At 44.4% G+C, this 1,990-nt stretch carries 2 protein-coding genes and 1 pseudogene; all 3 read left to right on the top strand.

The annotated features are described in order from the left end of the window. Positions 1-481 (top strand): annotated as a pseudogene (locus Q0274_RS10420) (DNA recombination protein RecN); the annotation flags it as partial. A 125-nt stretch (positions 482-606) separates the two neighbouring features. Continuing rightward, positions 607-1,404 (top strand): TatD family hydrolase, encoded by a 798-nt coding sequence (locus Q0274_RS10415; protein ID WP_298029522.1) that lies wholly within the window; start codon positions 607-609, stop codon positions 1,402-1,404. Beyond that, on the top strand, positions 1,401-1,990 hold a 590-nt coding region (locus tag Q0274_RS11145; RefSeq protein ID WP_367271925.1), incomplete at its 3' end, for a lytic transglycosylase domain-containing protein. The genes Q0274_RS10415 and Q0274_RS11145, both read left to right, overlap by 4 nt.

The following is a 1,990-nucleotide window of genomic DNA, read 5'->3' as shown; positions in this document are numbered from 1 at the left end:
CTATCTAAAGCAGCTTTATATGGACGGAGTGGAGCTTAGTTTTAAGCCTACGGCGCTTAGTGAGTGCGGCACGGACGAAATTTGCGTTAGCTTGTGCAAGACGGAATTTAAAAATTTAAGCTCAGGCGAAACGAACCGCTTACGCCTTGCTTTCATCGCGGCAAGCTTGGAGCTTACAAATAACGGCGAGGGAATTTTAATCTTAGACGAGATTGATTCAAATTTAAGCGGAAAAGAGGCGATGAGTATTGCAAACGTGCTGGTAAAAATTTCAAAATTTTATCAAATTTTTGCGATCTCACACCAGCCGCAGCTTAGCTCAAAGGCTGCGTCACACTTTTTAGTAAGTAAAACGAACGGCAAATCTAGCGTGAGGTTATTAAGCGAAAATGAGAAAATAACAGAGCTAGCTCGTATGATAAGCGGCGAGACTATTACTGCAGAAGCCCTGGAATTCGCTAAAAAACTAAGGCAAAGCTGAAGGAATTTTAAGCTTAAGTTTAAATCTGAAATTTTTCGCTACAATACCGCGTTTAATTTAAATTTAAGTGTGATTTTGCAAAACGACGTAAAATCCGCTTCGAAAAATTTTATCAAGTGAGTTTTATGATTATAGATACACATTGCCATTTAGACGATGCTAGTTTCGATACCGATTTGGACGCGGTGATTGAGCGCGCCACGATTGCAGGCGTGCGCAGCATCATCATTCCCGGTGCCGATGTAGCAGACCTAGATAAGGCATGTAAAATTTCGCACGCGCGGAATAATGTGTATTTTGCCGTAGGGGTACATCCATACGAGATAGATTCTTTCGATATGGAGGTGCTGAAGCGGTATGCTGACGATCCCAAATGCGTGGGCGTTGGCGAATGCGGGCTTGATTACTTCAGACTTAAGCAGCAAGAGAGCAAGGAAGCCAAAGCCTTAGAAATCTCCCGCCAAAAAGACGCCTTCATCTCGCAAATCGATCTAGCAACACAACTTCAAAAACCACTTATAGTCCATATCCGAGAAGCAAACGAAGATAGCTTTGGAATTCTAAAAGATCGCGCTGGCGATTTATGCGGCGGTGTTTTACACTGCTTCAATGCCAGCAAGCTTTTGCTAGGTCTTAGCGAATACGGATTTTACTTCGGTATCGGCGGAGTTTTGACATTCAAAAATGCAAAAAACTTAGCTGAGATCTTACCGCAAATTCCGCAAGAGCGCCTCTTAATCGAGACGGATGCACCCTATCTAACCCCGCATCCGCATCGCGGCGAGCGCAACGAGCCTGCATTTACGAGACTCGTGGTAGAAAAAGTCGCGGAAATTTTAAGCCTAAGCGTAGAAGAGGTTGAAGCAATAACGACTCAAAACGCCTGTAGGCTTTTTGGCGATAAAATCAAAGGAGAGATATGAAAGCCATAAAATTTATACTGCTAGCCCTGCTTTTAATGGGCGAAGCGTTTGCGAGCCAGCCCGGTCTGATGCGCGCAAATCACGACTATATTTTAAATCAATTCGGCATTGAAAATAACGAATCGAGCAAAAATGTAGTCGCAGGCATATTCCGTGCGATCAATGCAAGCGATCGCAAGCAGTTTAAGCATATCGTGACTTCACAGTCGCACAATGCCTACTTAGTCAAATCCGAGGTCGATAACATTGAAGCTCCGGAATTCTTATTGTATTTGGCAATGGTCGAATCTCATCTTAAAAATACGGTCACATCAGGCGCTAGCGCGGGCGGTATGTGGCAGCTGATGCCGGCGACCGCGAAAAATTTCGGTCTTAGAGTAGATAGCGCCGTAGATGAGCGTCGCGATCCCGCAGCCTCTACGGATGCTGCGTTTTCGTATATTTTGCATCTGAAGCAAAATTTTGGCAAGTGGTATTTAGCGCTAATGGCGTATAATTGCGGCGATCAAAAGCTTAAAAATGCGATTGCAGCTACTGGCAGCGATGATCTGGATCGCTTGCTAAAAAGCCCCGCACTTCCTAATGA

The organism is uncultured Campylobacter sp. (assembly GCF_937973075.1).
Lineage (GTDB): Bacteria > Campylobacterota > Campylobacteria > Campylobacterales > Campylobacteraceae > Campylobacter_B.
The sequence above is the reverse complement of the archived record's forward strand: the minus strand, read 5'-3'. Positions and strand labels throughout refer to the sequence as shown.

Excerpts from the sequence above, each read along its gene's own strand:
- Q0274_RS10415 (WP_298029522.1), top strand. The coding sequence starts at position 607 with ATGATTATAGATACACATTGCCATTTAGACGATGCTAGTTTCGATACC.